16 protein-coding genes and 1 tRNA gene are annotated in these 14,827 nt (G+C 66.8%); 6 read left to right on the top strand and 11 right to left on the bottom strand.

Annotated elements, in window-relative coordinates:
- Positions 1 to 23: 23 nt before the first annotated feature.
- Positions 24 to 1,124 carry an alkene reductase gene (locus ACGFMP_RS06540; RefSeq protein ID WP_393670686.1) on the bottom strand — a complete coding sequence of 367 codons (1,101 nt, stop codon included), beginning with the start codon at positions 1,122 to 1,124 and terminating at the stop codon, positions 24 to 26.
- Between the two features lie 113 nt (positions 1,125 to 1,237).
- On the bottom strand, positions 1,238 to 1,774 hold the full coding sequence (locus tag ACGFMP_RS06545) for a DUF6886 family protein (RefSeq protein WP_393670687.1): 537 nt from the start codon (positions 1,772 to 1,774) through the stop codon (positions 1,238 to 1,240).
- 107 nt (positions 1,775 to 1,881) lie between these two features.
- Here ACGFMP_RS06545 and ACGFMP_RS06550 point away from each other — a divergent pair.
- A tRNA-Ala gene (locus ACGFMP_RS06550) sits at positions 1,882 to 1,954 on the top strand.
- A gap of 751 nt (positions 1,955 to 2,705) precedes the next feature.
- Here ACGFMP_RS06550 and ACGFMP_RS06555 read toward each other — a convergent pair.
- Both ACGFMP_RS06555 and ACGFMP_RS06560 read right to left on the bottom strand, forming a co-directional pair.
- Positions 2,706 to 2,975: a DUF2637 domain-containing protein gene (locus ACGFMP_RS06555; RefSeq protein WP_393671352.1), complete on the bottom strand. Its 270-nt coding sequence runs from the start codon at positions 2,973 to 2,975 to the stop codon at positions 2,706 to 2,708.
- Positions 2,976 to 3,034: 59 nt separating this feature from the next.
- Positions 3,035 to 3,160, bottom strand: a complete 126-nt coding sequence (locus ACGFMP_RS06560; protein WP_393670688.1) for a hypothetical protein — start codon at positions 3,158 to 3,160, stop codon at positions 3,035 to 3,037.
- 517 nt (positions 3,161 to 3,677) lie between these two features.
- Here ACGFMP_RS06560 and ACGFMP_RS06565 point away from each other — a divergent pair.
- The 3 genes from ACGFMP_RS06565 to ACGFMP_RS06575 are packed head-to-tail and all read left to right on the top strand — an operon-like array spanning position 3,678 to position 5,357.
- On the top strand, positions 3,678 to 4,418 hold the full coding sequence (locus ACGFMP_RS06565; protein WP_393670689.1) for a helix-turn-helix domain-containing protein: 741 nt from the start codon (positions 3,678 to 3,680) through the stop codon (positions 4,416 to 4,418).
- A 5-nt stretch (positions 4,419 to 4,423) separates the two neighbouring features.
- Complete coding sequence (locus tag ACGFMP_RS06570; RefSeq protein ID WP_393670690.1) at positions 4,424 to 4,900, top strand: NUDIX hydrolase; 477 nt, start codon at positions 4,424 to 4,426, stop codon at positions 4,898 to 4,900.
- A complete protein-coding gene (locus tag ACGFMP_RS06575; protein WP_393670692.1) occupies positions 4,893 to 5,357 on the top strand; it encodes a hypothetical protein in 465 nt (154 codons plus the stop codon). Before ACGFMP_RS06570 ends, ACGFMP_RS06575 begins: the two co-directional genes overlap by 8 nt.
- Here the strand turns inward: ACGFMP_RS06575 and ACGFMP_RS06580 are convergent.
- The 4 genes from ACGFMP_RS06580 to ACGFMP_RS06595 all read right to left on the bottom strand — a co-directional run bounded on the left by ACGFMP_RS06580 (position 5,350) and on the right by ACGFMP_RS06595 (position 7,495).
- Entirely contained in the window at positions 5,350 to 5,895 is a 546-nt protein-coding gene (locus ACGFMP_RS06580) for an HD domain-containing protein (protein ID WP_393670693.1), read from the bottom strand. The two genes, ACGFMP_RS06575 and ACGFMP_RS06580, sit on opposite strands and share 8 nt — an antisense overlap.
- Positions 5,896 to 5,920: 25 nt before the next feature.
- The gene (locus ACGFMP_RS06585) at positions 5,921 to 6,370 is read right to left on the bottom strand and encodes a GntR family transcriptional regulator (RefSeq protein ID WP_393670695.1); all 450 of its coding nucleotides are present in this window, start codon (positions 6,368 to 6,370) and stop codon (positions 5,921 to 5,923) included.
- A gap of 259 nt (positions 6,371 to 6,629) precedes the next feature.
- On the bottom strand, positions 6,630 to 7,049 hold the full coding sequence (locus ACGFMP_RS06590) for a helix-turn-helix domain-containing protein (protein WP_393670697.1): 420 nt from the start codon (positions 7,047 to 7,049) through the stop codon (positions 6,630 to 6,632).
- Entirely contained in the window at positions 7,046 to 7,495 is a 450-nt protein-coding gene (locus tag ACGFMP_RS06595; protein ID WP_393670698.1) for an ATP-binding protein, read from the bottom strand. Before ACGFMP_RS06595 ends, ACGFMP_RS06590 begins: the two co-directional genes overlap by 4 nt.
- A 213-nt stretch (positions 7,496 to 7,708) precedes the next feature.
- On the opposite strand from ACGFMP_RS06595, the gene ACGFMP_RS06600 reads away from it, so the two are divergent.
- Positions 7,709 to 8,425 carry an XRE family transcriptional regulator gene (locus tag ACGFMP_RS06600; RefSeq protein ID WP_393670700.1) on the top strand — a complete coding sequence of 239 codons (717 nt, stop codon included), beginning with the start codon at positions 7,709 to 7,711 and terminating at the stop codon, positions 8,423 to 8,425.
- A 27-nt stretch (positions 8,426 to 8,452) separates the two neighbouring features.
- Here the strand turns inward: ACGFMP_RS06600 and ACGFMP_RS06605 are convergent, their stop codons facing one another.
- Positions 8,453 to 11,626, bottom strand: coding sequence for an NACHT domain-containing protein (locus ACGFMP_RS06605; protein WP_393670701.1), 3,174 nt, complete (start codon positions 11,624 to 11,626; stop codon positions 8,453 to 8,455).
- A 675-nt stretch (positions 11,627 to 12,301) separates the two neighbouring features.
- Positions 12,302 to 13,498 (bottom strand): MFS transporter, encoded by a 1,197-nt coding sequence (locus ACGFMP_RS06610; protein ID WP_393670703.1) that lies wholly within the window; start codon positions 13,496 to 13,498, stop codon positions 12,302 to 12,304.
- A 167-nt stretch (positions 13,499 to 13,665) separates the two neighbouring features.
- Between ACGFMP_RS06610 and ACGFMP_RS06615 the strand changes: the two genes are divergently transcribed.
- Positions 13,666 to 14,013, top strand: coding sequence for a VOC family protein (locus tag ACGFMP_RS06615; protein ID WP_393670704.1), 348 nt, complete (start codon positions 13,666 to 13,668; stop codon positions 14,011 to 14,013).
- A 7-nt stretch (positions 14,014 to 14,020) separates the two neighbouring features.
- Here the strand turns inward: ACGFMP_RS06615 and ACGFMP_RS06620 are convergent, their stop codons facing one another.
- Positions 14,021 to 14,809, bottom strand: a complete 789-nt coding sequence (locus ACGFMP_RS06620; RefSeq protein WP_393670705.1) for an isocitrate lyase/phosphoenolpyruvate mutase family protein — start codon at positions 14,807 to 14,809, stop codon at positions 14,021 to 14,023.
- Positions 14,810 to 14,827 lie beyond the last annotated feature (18 nt).

Below are 14,827 nucleotides of genomic sequence, written 5' to 3' on the forward strand. Positions count from 1 at the left end.
GCCCGGCCGGGCACCCGGCCCGCTCACGCGCCGGGTGCGGCGGGCGGCGTGCCGGGGGCGCCGAGCGCCGGGTAGTCGGTGTAGCCGCGGTCATCGCCGCCGTAGTACGTCGGGCGGTGCGCGGTGTTGAACGGGCCGCCCGCGCGCAGCCGCTCGGGCAGGTCGGGGTTGGCGAGGAAGAGGGTGCCGAAGGAGATCATGTCGGCGGTGCCGTCCTCGATCAGGGCCAGCTCCTCGGGACCGGAAGACCGGCCCGTGGTCTTGGCGTTGAGGATCAGCGCGCCCGCGAACCGCTTGCGCAGCTCCAGGGTCAGCGAGCGTTCCCCGGTCTCCATGATGTGCAGGTAGGCGGGTCCGACCGGTTCCAGGGCGCGCAGCAGTGCCGTGTACGCCGGTTCGGGGTCCGGCTCGTCGATGTCGCCCAGCGGGTTTCCCGGCGAGATGCGCAGGCCGGTGCGCTCGGCGCCGATCGCGCCGGCGACCGCGGTGACCAGTTCCACGGCGAAGCGTGCCCGGCGCTCGGGGGTGCCGCCCCAGCCGTCGGTGCGCAGGTTGGAGTTCGGTGCCAGGAACTGGTGTGCCAGATAGCCGTTGGCGGCGTGCACCTCGACCCCGTCGAAACCGGCGGCGACCGCGAGGCGCGCGGCGGCCGCGTGGTCCTCGACGGTCCGCAGGATGCCCTCCTCGGTCAGCTCCTGCGGCTCCTCGAACTCGCGCGCACCCTCAGCGGTGTAGACGCTGCCCTGGGGCCGTATCGCGGACGCGCTCACCGGCCGCAGCCCGTCGGGCAGCAGCGAGCGGTGGCCGATGCGCCCGGTGTGCATCAGCTGGACGAAGATCCGGCCGCCCGCCGCGTGCACCGCGTCCGTCACCCGCCGCCACCCGGCCAGCTGCTCGGCGCTGTGCAGCCCGGGTGTGTCCGGATAGCCCTGCCCCACCACCGACGGCTGAGTGCCCTCGGTGATGATCAGTCCCGCCGAGGCCCGCTGGGCGTAGTAGAGCGCGGTGCTCTCGGTCGGGCTCAGCCCGGGACCGTACGCCCGGCTGCGTGTCATCGGCGCCATGGCGATCCGGTTGCGCAACCGGATGCCGCCCAGCGTCATGGGGTCGAACGCGGTGGTCACAGCGGTCTCCACCTCTCTCGTCCACTCGGCAGTTGTCACCGTAACCCGCCAACCCGGCCCCGATTGTTGACACTTCATTAACTCCGCCGGGGACCGCGCCCCGTGTCCCGCGCTCAGCGTGCCGGTGCCGCGTTCCCCAGCCGGATGCCGCTGAAGCCCAGCGAGCCGGCCCTGACCGCGTCCCAGAAGACCTGGAGGCGGTCGAGGACGCGCAACTGGATGCCGGCGTCCGCGTGCAGCTCCAGGAGGTCGCCGACCGGCTCTGCGGGGCCGAGCGGTTCGACGGGCGCGGTCGACACATACGCGTGCGGCGCCGGTCCGCCGAACGGCCGGAAGGCGGCGGCGGGAAGGCGGTACGCGAACAGTTCGACGCCCAGGAACCGCTCGACCCAGCCGTACTCGATCGCGTGGACGCGATCGCCGCCGCCCGGCCCCAGGATCCGCTCCCGGTCGGCCGCCGACGCGCCGGGCACCGCCCACGCCATGACCCGCGGGCACTGCCGTGGGAACCAGTAGTCAGGGGCGCGCGCCCCGTCCACGGCCCAGACGTACGCCTCGGGCTGCCGGGCGGTGGCGGCGACATGCGGACGGAAGAAGGTGATCGTCGGATCTTCCGAGAAGTGCAGTACTTCTCCAGGTCGTGGGCGCATGTGCCGTTCCTACCGTGGCCCCCCGGCGGCGCCGCAAACGATTTGCCGTCGCCACCCGTCCAGCGTGTAAAGTAACCCCAGGTCGCCGGGCATCCCGGCACCATCGCGGGGCTGTAGCTCAGTTGGTAGAGCGCTTGCATGGCATGCAAGAGGTCCGGGGTTCAATTCCCCGTAGCTCCACAACCGCGGTCTTACTCGAACCTCCTCGACGGAGGGCGGTTCGAAGAAGGTCCGCAGACGTCACGGCGTCACCCACCTGGGTGGCGCCGTTCTCGTTGTGCAGGGCTGCGGGAGCTGGCTGGCGGGCCACGTCGACGAGGGGCGCGACGGCGGCCGTGAGCTCATCGGAGGCGACGTAGGGGCCGTCGTCGTCCGCGTCGAGGTAGAGGCGCCGGAAGAAGGCCTGGTTCAGCACCTGGCGGGCGCGCTTGCCTGCTTGGCGATAAAGCTCCTGCGGGTCGGCGAGCAGGCCGATCAGGTAGGCAAGGGTGTCACGGCCCGTGTCGAGGTCGGGACGGTCGGTGTCGTCGAGCTGTCGGGCGAGCCGAGTGCGCTCGTCGCGGATGGCGCGGAGGCGCGCGGCGATCTTCTCCTGCGGCCAGTCGTCGTCACCGACGAGGTCGAGAAAGCGGTCCTCCTGCTTGTCGAGCCGCTTCAGCTCGTCGGTGAGCCGCTTGTGCATGTCGGCGGTGATGGTGGCTGCCTCGCCCATGGCTTCGTCCATGCGGGCCGCGGCGAGGTGCGGCACGGCGCTGGGCGGTGGGACTGTCCCCGGTTCCGTCCTGGTCGGGGGCGGAGGTGCGTACCGCCACGTCGTCGGGGCCGGACTCCTCCCCGGGCGTGGTCCGTACCGCGTGAAGGTGCGCGGTGAGTCCGAGGACGGCCGCCGGGACGGAGCCGACGAGGACGACGATCGGCCACGAGACCGTGATCAGACCGACCACCACGGCGTGGTAAACCGCGTTGCCGGCGATGCTCGCCCCGATCGCGCCGACCGCGTTGGCCCGTGCGAACCGCCGGGCCGCCCGGCGCGGGTCGTGGCGGCGAGCCAGACACACGCCGAGGTCATCGCGTACGCGTCGAGGGTGACAGGCAGCAACCACGCGAGCCGTGGCGGCCACCCGGTGTCCAGCGCGAGCCCGCGCAGTCCGGTGAAGCTGGCCACGGCCGCGGATGCTGCGGCCGTGGCCATCCCGGCCATGACCCACGCGTCGCGCGGCACGGCCGTCTCAGCCTTCGATGGCAAGGCTCTTCTCCTCTCTACAGGTGGAGCGTGGAGATCGATTGCGCGAGCGCCCGCATGGTGCCGGCGATGTGCGGACCGGACGACGAGGACGCGAGGTAGAAGCCGAACAGGGCGCACACGGCCACGTGCCAGGTGCGCACGTTCGCGTACCTTCACAGGAGCCACACCAGAGCGCCCAGCAGGACGGCGGCCGAGACGGTGACCAGCACCTTCAGTACCCCGCATCTGCCGTGCGGCGATCCGCCGCCGCGCCTGCTCGCTCCGCTACCGGCGATTGCGGGCACGGCACTTGCGGCACCGCCCTGCGCCGCCCTTCCGGGTGTGCCTGTGTTCGGTGAGTAAGGCCCCGCAATGGCATCGGGCTTCCTCGTCGTGGTTCGGGTCTGCGGTCACGGTGACAACTCCCTTCTCGGGGGAGCGCACTGCCCAGAATCTGAACATGTTGAACATGTGCAGATTTACGATGCCCAGCGAGTGACGACGTGTCAAGGCTGGGATTTCCGGGCGGCGCGGCTCTGCCGGTGGTCTCGACGCCGGATCGGTGTCGACCTCACTGAGAGTGCGCTTGGTGCGCGGTACGTCATCACTACATGACTGGACGTGTGCGAGACGTCCCGCCTATCGTGGAGCCGTCTCGTGACGTCTTGGGGTCGATGCATGCAGAATGAGCGCCTTCGGGCCGCGTTGCTGGAACGCGGTCTCACGCTTGACGAGTTGGCGAACGCGATCGACGTGGATCCCAAGACCGTTGAGCGCTGGGTGACGACCAACCGGACGCCCTACCGGCGGCACCGGTACGCCGTCGCCGCGCAACTCGGCCTAGACGAGACCTACTTGTGGCCGGACGCACTGTCTCCCGACCAGGTCGCCGGCGCTTCCGAGAGTGAGATCCTCACTGTCTACCCGCACCGCTGGGCGGTGCCGTCCGACCTGTGGCGGCGCATGTTCGAGACGGCGGAACGCGAGATCGGCGTCCTGGTCTACAGCGGTCTGTTCCTCTCGGAGGACGCGGGAACTCATCAGGTGTTCCGCGCCAAGGCCGACGCGGGTGTCCGCGTGCGGATACTCCTCGGTGACCCCGAGAGCCCGGTCGTCGCCCAGCGCGGCGCCGACGAGGGACTTGACGACGCCATGGCCGCGAAGATCCGGAACGCCCTGGTGATGTACGCGCGACTGCGGCAAGTCGAGGGGATCGACTTCCGGCTTCACGACACGATCCTCTACAACTCGATCTACCGCGCGGACGACCAGCTCCTCGTCAACACCCACATCTACGGGTTCGCGGCAGCGCACGCACCGGTGATCCACCTGCGGAAGGTCGCCGGCGGCAGCATGGTCAGCAACTACCTGGACAGCTTCGAACGCGTCTGGGACCGCGCCCGGGAACTGGAGGCCTGACCAGCATGCCCAGCCGCATCGACTACTTCGACGACCCGAGCGCACCACCCGCCAACAGCCTCGTCCCGTCCGCGAACGCTGTCGTGACCGACAGCGAGGGGGGGATCCTGATGATCCGCCGTAGCGACAACGGCAACTGGGCTGTGCCCGGCGGAGCGATGGACCTCGGCGAATCGATCACGCAGACCGCCGTACGGGAGACGCTCGAAGAGACCGGGATCCACTGCCGGGTCATCGGACTGGTCGGCATCTATACCGACCCCCGCCATCTCATCCACTACACGAGCAACGACGAGGTACGGCAGGAGTTCTCGATCGTCTTCGCTGCTGAGTACGTCGGCGGTGAACCGACTCCGAGCGACGAATCCCGCGAGGTCGTGTGGGTTCCACGCGACGAGGTCCAGGGCCTGAAGATGGACGCCTCCATGCGCCACCGGATCGACGCCTACCTCCAAGGGGAAGGGCTGCCCCAACTTGGGTAGCGACTGGGTCAGCACGGCGGCCGACGTCTTCTCGTCCATCGGCACGGTCGGCGCCTTCGGCACCGGGTTCGTCCTGCTCCGCCGCGAACACCGCCGCGAGGCCGACCGCGACGAGGAGGACCGGCGCTCCCAGGCGGCGCGTGTCAGCGCCTGGGTCGAGGCGTACCGCCGGGACGACGGCTCCCGCGAGCTTGCCTTCCACGTCCACAACGCGAGCGAGATGCCGATATACGAGGTCGAACTCCCGCTGCCTGCCTTGCCGGGGGAGGAGTCGCAGACCGAGTTCATCGGCCTCGTCCCCCCGAGCCAGACCATAAGACGCCCGGCGCCGCGCGAGTGGCTGCGCTCATACGTGGAGCCGGAGCCGATAGAGATCGAGTTCCTCGACAGCGTCGGCCGCCACTGGAACCGCGACGAACAGGGAACGCTCATCCGCTCGCAGCGCTCCGCTACGTGACGAGCAGAGCCTCGATACGCCGCGCCGAACCCACGATGTGCGGGCTCGCTTCGGTGATGGACTCGGTGACCACGGCCCCGGGTCCGTAACGCGACAGGATCTCGGAGAGCCGCTGTTCGACGTCCACCGGCTCACCGTTCGGCGTCGTCGTCATGTCGCAGTAGATCAGGGCGTCGGCGAGCAGACCGCCAACAGGCTCGAATTCGGCGGCGAGTTCTTCGTCAAGACCACGGTTGCGGGCCTCGATGTGGGCGCAGGAGTGGTAAGCGACCAGCGCGCAGACGCGGGGGTCGGCCTGCTCCACGTCGCGGAGGTAGCGGGCGCCGTCGAGGGAGTGGAGCCCGGTCTTGACGAGCGACGGGGCGTACCCGATGTCGTGCAGCCATGCGGCACAGATCAGCAGGTCGGCATCGGCTCCGAGGACGTGGCCGATCGACTCGGCCTTGCGACCGACGCCTTGGGAGTGCGCCCAGCGGCGCGGAAGCGGCTCGGCGAGCAGGTCGCCCGCGAGCTGTCGTGACCAGGGAACCGATGTCATGAGTCGAGGCTAGCGGCGCCACGCGTCACTTCACGAACCTGCCTTTGCCGTGACGCGTCTCGATCAGCCCCGCGGCTTCCAGCTCGATGAGGGCCTGCCGGGCTGTCCAGCGGGAGACCTCGTACTGTGCTGTGAGTGCGGCCTCGCTGGGGAGGATGTCGCCCTGGCGCAGCTCGCCGCGTTCGATCGCGGCGCGGAGATCCGTCGAGATCCGCCGGAAGATCGGTGCTGGGGGTGCAGCGTCCGCCCGGGATGAGGCGAGGCGCCCACGTCCGGGCATCGTGACGAGCAAGCCTTCGCGCTCCAGATCGGCGAGTGCGCGCCGCAGCGTATTGCGGGCGACCCCGTACTCCGCCCTGAGCGTCGCTTCACTGGGAAGTTGCACGCCTGGTGGGAACTCGCCACCGGTGATGCGGCGGCGCAAGGCGTCCGTGATGGTCTTGTACGCGCCCCACGGCGTCGCGCGCGAGCCCACTCGTCGTCCTTCCTCGTCGGGTGTCAGCCCAACACCGTTCGTCTGCCGGGATGCTCGCCGGTCTGCTCGTCGAGGCCCTGGGATTTGTTGCTGCCCATGGTCGCGCATGCCGGCGTACTGAGAGCAGGCAGATGAGCCCAGCAGGAGAAGTTCACCCCGTACCGTTACGACGAGGGACTGCGCCGCAGCCGGTACGGGGGAGGTCATGCACTGCCCTTACCCGGAATCGGCAGCCATCGGGTGTGACCAATCAAGAGAGCTACGGGCCGTGCTGAGCAGGACCAAGGCTGTGAGTGTCCGTGGCACGGGGGTTGCGCTCCAGAATGACCACGGGGCACTTGAGCGCCTGGGCGATCTTGGCCAGGTTGGCGGGTGTGGCACTGCGCCAGCCGGACTCGATCTCTCCCATGAGCTGCTCGGAGATACCCACTTGCCGGGCAAGCGCCCTCTTGGTCAGGCCGGCTTTCTCCCGTGCCCACGTCACTCCCGCCGGTTCCTGACGTAGGACAGGCGAGCGTTTGCGCCGACGCGGTCGAGTGCAAGCCGGACAGTACGACGTCGACCCGCATCGTGCGCACGACACCAGGTCAGCACCGCAGCGCGAGCACTGCGAGCCGCCTTCCGCCCCCGCCGGTTTCGTGGTGTGGCCAGAAGGAGCACCCTTCTCCCCGGACGTCACTGATGCGCTCCGCTCTCCCCGTCCTCAGCGCACACCGCCCAGACCACCTTGCCCGGCCCCTCGCGAACACTCACGCCCCATTGGCCGCCGGTGAGTGCGTCCACGAGGGCCAGTCCCCGGCCGTACTCCTCGTCCTCCGAAGCTTTCCGGCGTTCCGGTTTTCGCTCGCTGGCGTCGTGGACCTCAATCCGGACGCCGCCGTCAAGGCGCTCGAAGCTCGTCCCGATCAGGTGCCCGCGGGGCGAGCGTGCGTGATTGACGGCGTTCGTGACCAGCTCGGAGACCACCACTTCCGCAGCGTCAGCGAGGCGGGGCAAGCCCCAAGCGTCGAGCTGGTGGGCGAGGAGGTGTCGCGCTCTGGTCACCGAACGGACGCTGCGCGGCCAGGTCTTCTGGACGATGGCGGAGGGCTCGTCGACCTGCGTTGTGGGTGTGCCCATGGTCATTGCTCAGATCCCGTCCATCCGAACGGGTGGTGGTGTGGCACTTGCACGTCGTCGCTCCTCACACAGTGGCCATGCCCCGAGCCGATTGCGCGGTCGCGGGGTCTCATACGAGAGATTCGGCGCGATACGGCGGCGCGGACACCACGTCTTGAGGGACGTCTAGGGATTTCTTAGCTACTCTGAAGTCGTCCACACCCCGAATAAGGGGGAAGCGTGAACGCCGCGCTCCGCCGCGCCCTCATGTCCGCCGGTCTCGACTCCGCCGATGTCGCGGCCCGACTCGACGTCGACCCCAAGACTGTCGAACAGTGGTGCGCCGGCCGTCTTCCGTACGCGCGCAACCGCGCCGCGCTCGCCGCCCTCGTCGGCCGTGCCGAGGGCGAACTGTGGCCCGCCGCAGCGCACTCACGCCCGCGCGTTCCACCAGGCGGTGAGATCCTGACGATCTACCCCCACCGCTGGGCCGTGCCGCGGGAGACATGGCTCCGCCACTTCGCAGGCGCCGAACGGGAGATCGGCATCCTCGCGTACAGCGCGCTGTTCCTGATCGAGGACCCGGGCATCCTGCACACCCTCGCCGACAGGGCACGGGAGGGCGTCAAGGTCCGCCTGCTCCTCGGCGACCCGGAGAGTCCCGAGGTGGCCGAACGCGGCGAGTCCGAGGGCGTCGGCGACGCCATGTCGGCCCGCATCCGCAACGCCCTTGCCCTACTCAGCCCGCTGGCCAAGATGGCCGCCGTCGAGGTCCGCCTCCACCGCACGGCGCTGTACAACTCGATCTACCGCGCCGACGATGACCTGCTGATCAACCCCCACGTCTACGGCCAACCAGCCGCCACCGCCCCCGTCTTCCACGTCCGCTTCACGGTGGCCGACATGCTCGCCGCGAACTACCTGGAGAGCTTCGAACGCGTGTGGACCGGAGCGTGAGCTTGGGTCAGTTTTGCATGATGGTGACTAGAATTGATTTCCATCCCAGGGAAGTCCGGGCTCGATGATTGCGCGCTCCAGGCGTTTCAGCCAACTCTGGTCTATCTCACTGGTGGTGCCTAGTACCGCTTCTAGATAGTCTAGAATCTGATCGTGTGTGACTAGTGACCCTGTGAGATAGGAAACTGTGAGAGCCGCCATGGTGTCTGTATTTGTTTCCGGGAGGGTGAGATTCAAGCGTGCTCTTGCAAAATCCTCGAAACCTGCTGGCATGGATGCAGGGGACACAGCACGCCCTGCGCCTTCAGGTGCTATTCTCGATATTGCCCAAGCCGAGTAACCTTGCACGGTTTCGTTATTGGACGTCATCCAATTTTTCATTAGTTTTGGCGTGAATTCAGCTATATCTCTCCTGCTCCACCCGATCACATTTTGAGACCACACTAGGGCCCAGGTGGCAGAGTAAATTGAGACGCGGCTCTCGGCTCTCTTATAGAAATTTAGAAGAGGAGACCTGAGTTTACTTGAGACCATTCGCGGGGTCGGCATAGGTGCACCCCCGTAAAGAATGGACGAACTGTAGTGGGCAGTCGATCCGCTCACTTCCTGTACGTTATCCAGTTGCCAGGGTTGCATAGCGTACAGGAGGTTCATCACGGCCAATGCTGACCGGACGCCACAACTCTCAGCACTGGACTCCAGGCCCTCGATCATAAGGTCGACAGATTTATCGGCGGTCGTGGTCTCGATTTTTTCGATGGTTTCGATTGCCGCGACTGTCCCCGCATATTTGTCTTCCTGGACTTCGCCGCGCAGGAAACCTTGCCATGCGACATCTTTGAGCTCTTCGTAGAATTTCGAATTCCGCAGACTCAGAACGATTTCACCCTCTTCCTGAGGGCCGTGTTCCACGAGTGTTTCTAGGGCTTCCCGCAACATTGAAGGGGGAATGGGAGCGCCATCAGAAATGCAAGTCAGTAGATTGCTGTACAGTGGGCTTTCAGCCACAACATCAAGGTCACGACTGTCATCACTGATCTCGTGAATGTCATCGGCGGTACTTTTGATATCAGAGATCAGACACCCCACCAGTGACTTGGCATGTTTGATGCCAGACATAACCGTTGCGAGTGGGACTACCTCCGTCCAAGATTCGTCGTCTAGGTAAGGTCTCAGCACGTCAAGGGGTGAGTCCCCTTCGTCTCGTCCAGGATTCCAGGATTCAACTACTGCGAGAGCGGCCAAGTACTCTTGAAACGTGAGATGTTTGAATTCGTACAGCGATCTCACCTGACCGTCTTCGACTACGTTCCCGCTTTGCGTCAGTAGGCTACTGCGATCTTCAACGCGATCGATAAATTTTGAGACAGGCATGCGCGCGTAACTAAGGATCTCCGGCATTTCTTGCCGAGCAGCGTTGAATAGGGTACCCAGCTGTTTCGCGGAGGCAGTCTGGGATTTATTCGAGAGCAGCGCGAATGCCGCATATGCGAGTTGGGGGACAGCTTCCTCTTGATCAATTGGGTCATGTCCTTCAGTGTTCCAGGTCATGAGAAGGACCTCAATTGCCTTTGAGTAAAGCACGCTCCTCTTTGATGGAATTTCACCCAGCCAGCGTTTCACCAGCAAGAGTGTAGTAAGCAACAGAGGATTTACGGCGAGCGCTCGAACTCTGGAGTTTGTAAGTATGGCAGAAGTCGTTTTACGGATGTCATCCTCATTGCCTCCAGCTACCTGGTGATGCCACGACGTACACAGAGATCGAATGTCTGAGATAGTCAAATCTGTGATTCGATAGCCCTTGCAAACGCTGGATATGGCGCCAGCAACGACGCGAAACCCCGGCTCGCGAGATGTGACAATCACTCGGACTATAGGATATGTGCCGATAAAAGTCCGCAATTGGCAGGCGAATGCAACCCGGTCGCCTGGGTCGCTAATCTCGTCCAAGCCATCCACCAGAAGAAGGACATTTCCAGTTTTTAGCTGCTCGCGGACAGCTGACTCAAATTTGCTACTGAGGTCAGGTCTTTCGGCATTCTCCATCAATGAGCCGAGCGTTTGGACCAGTGGCTGGCGTGCTTTGGAACGAAGTTGTCTGCATCTGACTATCAATGGGAAGAAATCTGTGTCCGGGAGCGCGTCAGCCACCTCAGAGCGCCGATTCGAATCCGCGTACGAGACGGCAATCCGCTTCATAAGGGTACTTTTTCCGCTACCTGGTGATGCGAGGATAGCTACATGACGAGACTCATCTCGCAGTATTTTCGAAATCTCTACTTTCTCGGCTTGCCGTCTGTACGGCCGATGTTCAGATTGAGCCTCGGAGGTCTCACGTGACACGGAGGCTTGATGCGTGATAGGCGTGAGGTGTAGCGGTACGTAAAGAGACTCAAGGCGCAGCGTCCGCGAGCCCATTTCTTGATCAGCTGGCAATCCTTCGAGGGTGATGTTGCCAAATTCGCGAACAACATATTCAAGATATGCTGAAACTGCTTCTTTCTCGCTTTGTGCATCGATTTCTGTGCCTGCCGAGGAAGCGTAGGTCAGCCCGGAGAAAATTTTCTCGTGATTGCTGTCCGACTCCCTGACTCGTGAGGCGAGAGAGTCAGCCACGCCGTGACCGTCAGCATGAACGAGAGTAAAGTGAGTAGCCTCGCCGTCGCACTCAAAGTAAAATGCCCAGAACCAACCTCTCTCGTGGGCAACGATGGTTGTATTTTCTGTAACGCGAGCTCCTGTCGGCAGTTTCTTACACTGCGTGGTCACTGACGCTGCCCGAGCTTTATCGACAATAACCCGTCCTTTGATCAGCTCCCTGATGATGTCAGGCCCACTGATGAGGGTGAATCGATCCCCGACTTCTTCCTCCTGCGCAAGCGCGGATCCAGTGAATCCACCCAGTGATACAAAGTATGGTGAAAGTTTGGTGGCACTCCTTGCTGACTCAACCTGGGTTGCTCCTGCAAATTTGTTCAGGTCGGCGCCTCCGATGGGCCGATTAGTTGCCTTGCATTCCGCAATTAGTTCTCTCTCTTCGGTGCGATGACGGCCTTTGATGTCGAGTTCGCGCCCTGCTTTGTGGATATTCAGGCGAAAGTCCTCATAGCCTAGGGCATGAAATACATCGCAGATCAGACGTCCGAAGAGATCGCCGCGCTTATTCGAGTCAGCTTCGACAATCGCGATCGAGTTGGTCATCAAAAATCGCACCACCTTGGAGTCCGTCTCGCCATCTGCCGACAGGATGGCAGACCACTGCTGGCAGACGAGAGGACTTGACGCAAGTCCTTGCCTCTCCACCGTTGGCCGAGCTGGTGAAGCTGCGTTGGGCTACCCCGTCCGCATAGCCCGACAAGGCGCGGCGTTGTCTGTTGCCACACCAGGCCTTCTTGGAACAACGGCAGCTCACGGCAAGCACCCTGCCCGGACTCCGGCTCGTTTGCTGGCACGTTCGGCATCGACAGCCGTGCCAGAGCGGCGCGGAGGGCAGACTAAAGGATCAAGCTGATGGCCGTTAGCCGATCCCAAGGTCTGCCTCGTCCGTCGGAGCTTCAGGGCCTGACAGGTGGGCCAGCGATGCTCGTAGGGCGTTGACCTCGGGGGTCAGGTTCAAGTAAGAGGTCAGGATCTCCACGAGCGAGAGAGCGGGACCTGTCCGCAAAAAACGCGGACAGGTCCCGCTCTCTCCTTTTTGCTCGGCTTCGCCTTGCGTGGCGGGGGCTCCGCCACCCGCACCCCTGTGGGGTCGTGCGGGCCGGTCGTCGGGTCGGGGTACCCGGGGGGCCCTCGGCGGGAGGGCGAGATCTGGCCCCGGAGAACGCGGACCCGTCGCGCCCACGGCTTCGCCACCCGCGCCCCCCGCGGGGGTCGTCGTCACACGGCCGGGCTCATGGCCGGTCGGCGTCCGTGCAGGAGGGCGCCGGCTGCTGTTGCGGCGACCAGCACCGCGGCCGCGGCGGGGAAGGCGGGGGCGGCGCCGTACCGGGAGATCAGGAATCCGGCGGCGGCGGAGCCCATCGCGCTGCCCAGGTTGTAGGCGGTGTTGATCCAGGCGCTCGCCTCGGTGCGCGAGCCGGCCGGGATCAGCGTGTCGACCTGGAGGTAGGCGGTGATCAGCAGGGTGTCGGAGCAGCTGCCCGCCAGCAGCATGCCGAGGGCGACTGCGACCAGCACCGGTGCGACCGCGGGCAGGGCGTAGCAGGCGGCCGCGAGGGTGCCGAGGGCGAGCAGCCGCCGGTGCGGGGCGGCGCGCCAGCGTATGCGGCCGTAGACGAGGCCGCCGACGGCGCCGCCGGTGGCGCAGAGCGCCATCAGCGGGCCCGCGACGGCCGCGCCCCTGGCGGCGACGACCCCGACCTCGGCGAGGGCCAGCGCGCAGCCGCTGCCGAGGACCACCACCAGGAGGGTGGCGAACCCCGGCGCTGCGGGCGGGCCGAGCCGGGTGCCGGTGCCCGCGGGTGCCGGCTCGGGGGCGGAGGTGCCGAGAACGCTCGCGAAGGCGGTGAAGCCGGTGATCGCGAGGCCCGCGGCGGCGGCCAGGGAGAGGGCGGGGGAGGTGGCGGTGATGAGCAGGCCGCCGAGTACGGGCCCGACGGCGAAGACGGTGGACTCGGTCACGGCGTCCAGGCTGAGCGCGGACTGCCGCTGGGCTTCGCTGCCGGCCAGCAGGCTCCAGCGGGTCCGCATCAGCGGGCCGACCGGGGGCGGGAAGACCCCGGCGAGCACGGCGAGCGCCACCGCGAGCCCGGCGCTCATGCCGAGTGCCGCCCCGGCGGCGAGGCCGCCCAGCAGGGTGCCGTAGACGGCGGTCAGCACGGGCAGCGCGGCAGGGCGCCGCGAGACGAGCCGGGACCTGTAGGGCCCGAGGACCGCGGAGGTCAGGCCGAACAGGCCGGCGGCGGTGCCGGCGACGGCGTAGGAACCTGTGCCGTCGCGCAGCGCGAGCAGCATCGGGAGGGACAGCAGCCCGTAGGACAGCCGGGCGAGTGTGGCGGTGGCGAACAGTGCGCGGGCGCGCGGCAGCGCGAGGACGGCGCGATAGGACGCGCCGCCCCTGGCGGGGCGTGGCATGGGGGACTCCGGAGTCGGAAGGAGACGTGAACGACCGTGGTCCGCGGGGCGGACGGCGCGTCGGTCAGTGGGGTCCGGAGTTCATGGGCGGAGCCTACCGGGTACGTGGGCCGGTGGCTCGGGGCCGGCAGGCCCGGGTTCGTCGACAGTACCGATCGGGAGTGGTCGTGAGCGTTCGCCGTGTGGTGCCCAACGTGCGGTCCGAGGATGTGGCGGCGAGCCGCGGCTTCTACGGGCTGCTGGGTTTCGAGGAGGCCATGGACCTCGGGTGGATCGTGACGCTCGCGTCGCCCGCGAACCCGGGGGCGCAGGTGAGTTTCATGGCCGCGGACAGGACCGCGCCGGTCGTCGCCGACATGAGCGTGGAGGTGGACGACGTCGACGCGGTCCACGAGGCGGTCAGGCGGAGCGGCGCGGAGATCGTGCACCCGCTGCAGGACGAGGAGTGGGGTGTGCGGCGCTTCTTCGTACGGGACCCGCACGGGCGGGTCGTCAACGTGCTGCAGCACCGCTGACGGCCGGTCAGGCCCCCTCCCGGGCCGCGCTGGCGTCCTGGTGGCGGGCCAGCCGCCGCTGCATCGTCGCGTAGGGCGTCGCGCGCGGCGGTGTGCCGCCGTCGCGGAAGCCGGCGGCGACTGCCACGGCGGCGTCGACGGCGGCGCGGTAGGGCAGCGAGCCGGTGCTCACCCTGCGGACGCCGAGCTCGGCCAGCTCCGCGAGGGTGCGGCCCGGGACGAGCAGGACGTTGACCGGGACCGGGGTGCGGGCGGTCAGGGCGCGCAGGTCGTCCGGTGCGGTGGCGCCGGGGAAGAAGATGCCGTCGGCGCCCGCCTCGACGTAGGCGAGCGCGCGGGCGAGCGAGGCGTCGACGCCGGCGTCCTGGCCGAGCCAGTAGGTGTCGACCCTGGCGTTGACGAAGAGGCCGGGTGCCCGGCGCTTGACCGCGGCGACCTTGGCCGCGTGCAGCGCCGGGTCGACGAGCCGGCCCGCCGAGCTGTCCTCCAGGTTGACGCCGTCGACTCCGAGGCCTGCGGCGTATTCGGCGACCTGCTCGGGGTCCTCGGCGTAGCCGTCCTCGATGTCGGCGCTGATGTACACGGGGAGGCGGGACAGCCGGCGGGCGAGCGTGCGGGTCCCGTCCTTGCCTGCTCGCCCGCCGTCCGGCTCGCCCGCCGCCGCCGCGATGCCGAAGCTCGTGGTGCCGACGGCGGGGAAGCCGGCGTCGGCGAAGGCGAGCGCCGAGGCGACGTCCCAGGCGTTCGGCAGCAGCAGCGGCAGGTCGCCTTCGTGGTGGAGGTCGCGGAAAGTCATCGGCTCGGCCGTCCTTCC

It is taken from the genome of Streptomyces sp. NPDC049040 (assembly GCF_043197715.1).
In the GTDB taxonomy this organism is placed as follows: domain Bacteria; phylum Actinomycetota; class Actinomycetes; order Streptomycetales; family Streptomycetaceae; genus Actinacidiphila.

Coding starts and splice junctions, on each gene's coding strand:
- ACGFMP_RS06565 (WP_393670689.1), top strand. CDS start 3,678: ATGCAGAATGAGCGCCTTCGGGCCGCGTTGCTGGAACGCGGTCTCACG.
- ACGFMP_RS06610 (WP_393670703.1), bottom strand. CDS start 13,498: ATGCCACGCCCCGCCAGGGGCGGCGCGTCCTATCGCGCCGTCCTCGCG.
- ACGFMP_RS06620 (WP_393670705.1), bottom strand. CDS start 14,809: ATGACTTTCCGCGACCTCCACCACGAAGGCGACCTGCCGCTGCTGCTG.
- ACGFMP_RS06580 (WP_393670693.1), bottom strand. CDS start 5,895: ATGACATCGGTTCCCTGGTCACGACAGCTCGCGGGCGACCTGCTCGCC.
- ACGFMP_RS06555 (WP_393671352.1), bottom strand. CDS start 2,975: ATGGCCGGGATGGCCACGGCCGCAGCATCCGCGGCCGTGGCCAGCTTC.
- ACGFMP_RS06545 (WP_393670687.1), bottom strand. CDS start 1,774: ATGCGCCCACGACCTGGAGAAGTACTGCACTTCTCGGAAGATCCGACG.
- ACGFMP_RS06595 (WP_393670698.1), bottom strand. CDS start 7,495: ATGACCATGGGCACACCCACAACGCAGGTCGACGAGCCCTCCGCCATC.
- ACGFMP_RS06605 (WP_393670701.1), bottom strand. CDS start 11,626: ATGACCAACTCGATCGCGATTGTCGAAGCTGACTCGAATAAGCGCGGC.
- ACGFMP_RS06570 (WP_393670690.1), top strand. CDS start 4,424: ATGCCCAGCCGCATCGACTACTTCGACGACCCGAGCGCACCACCCGCC.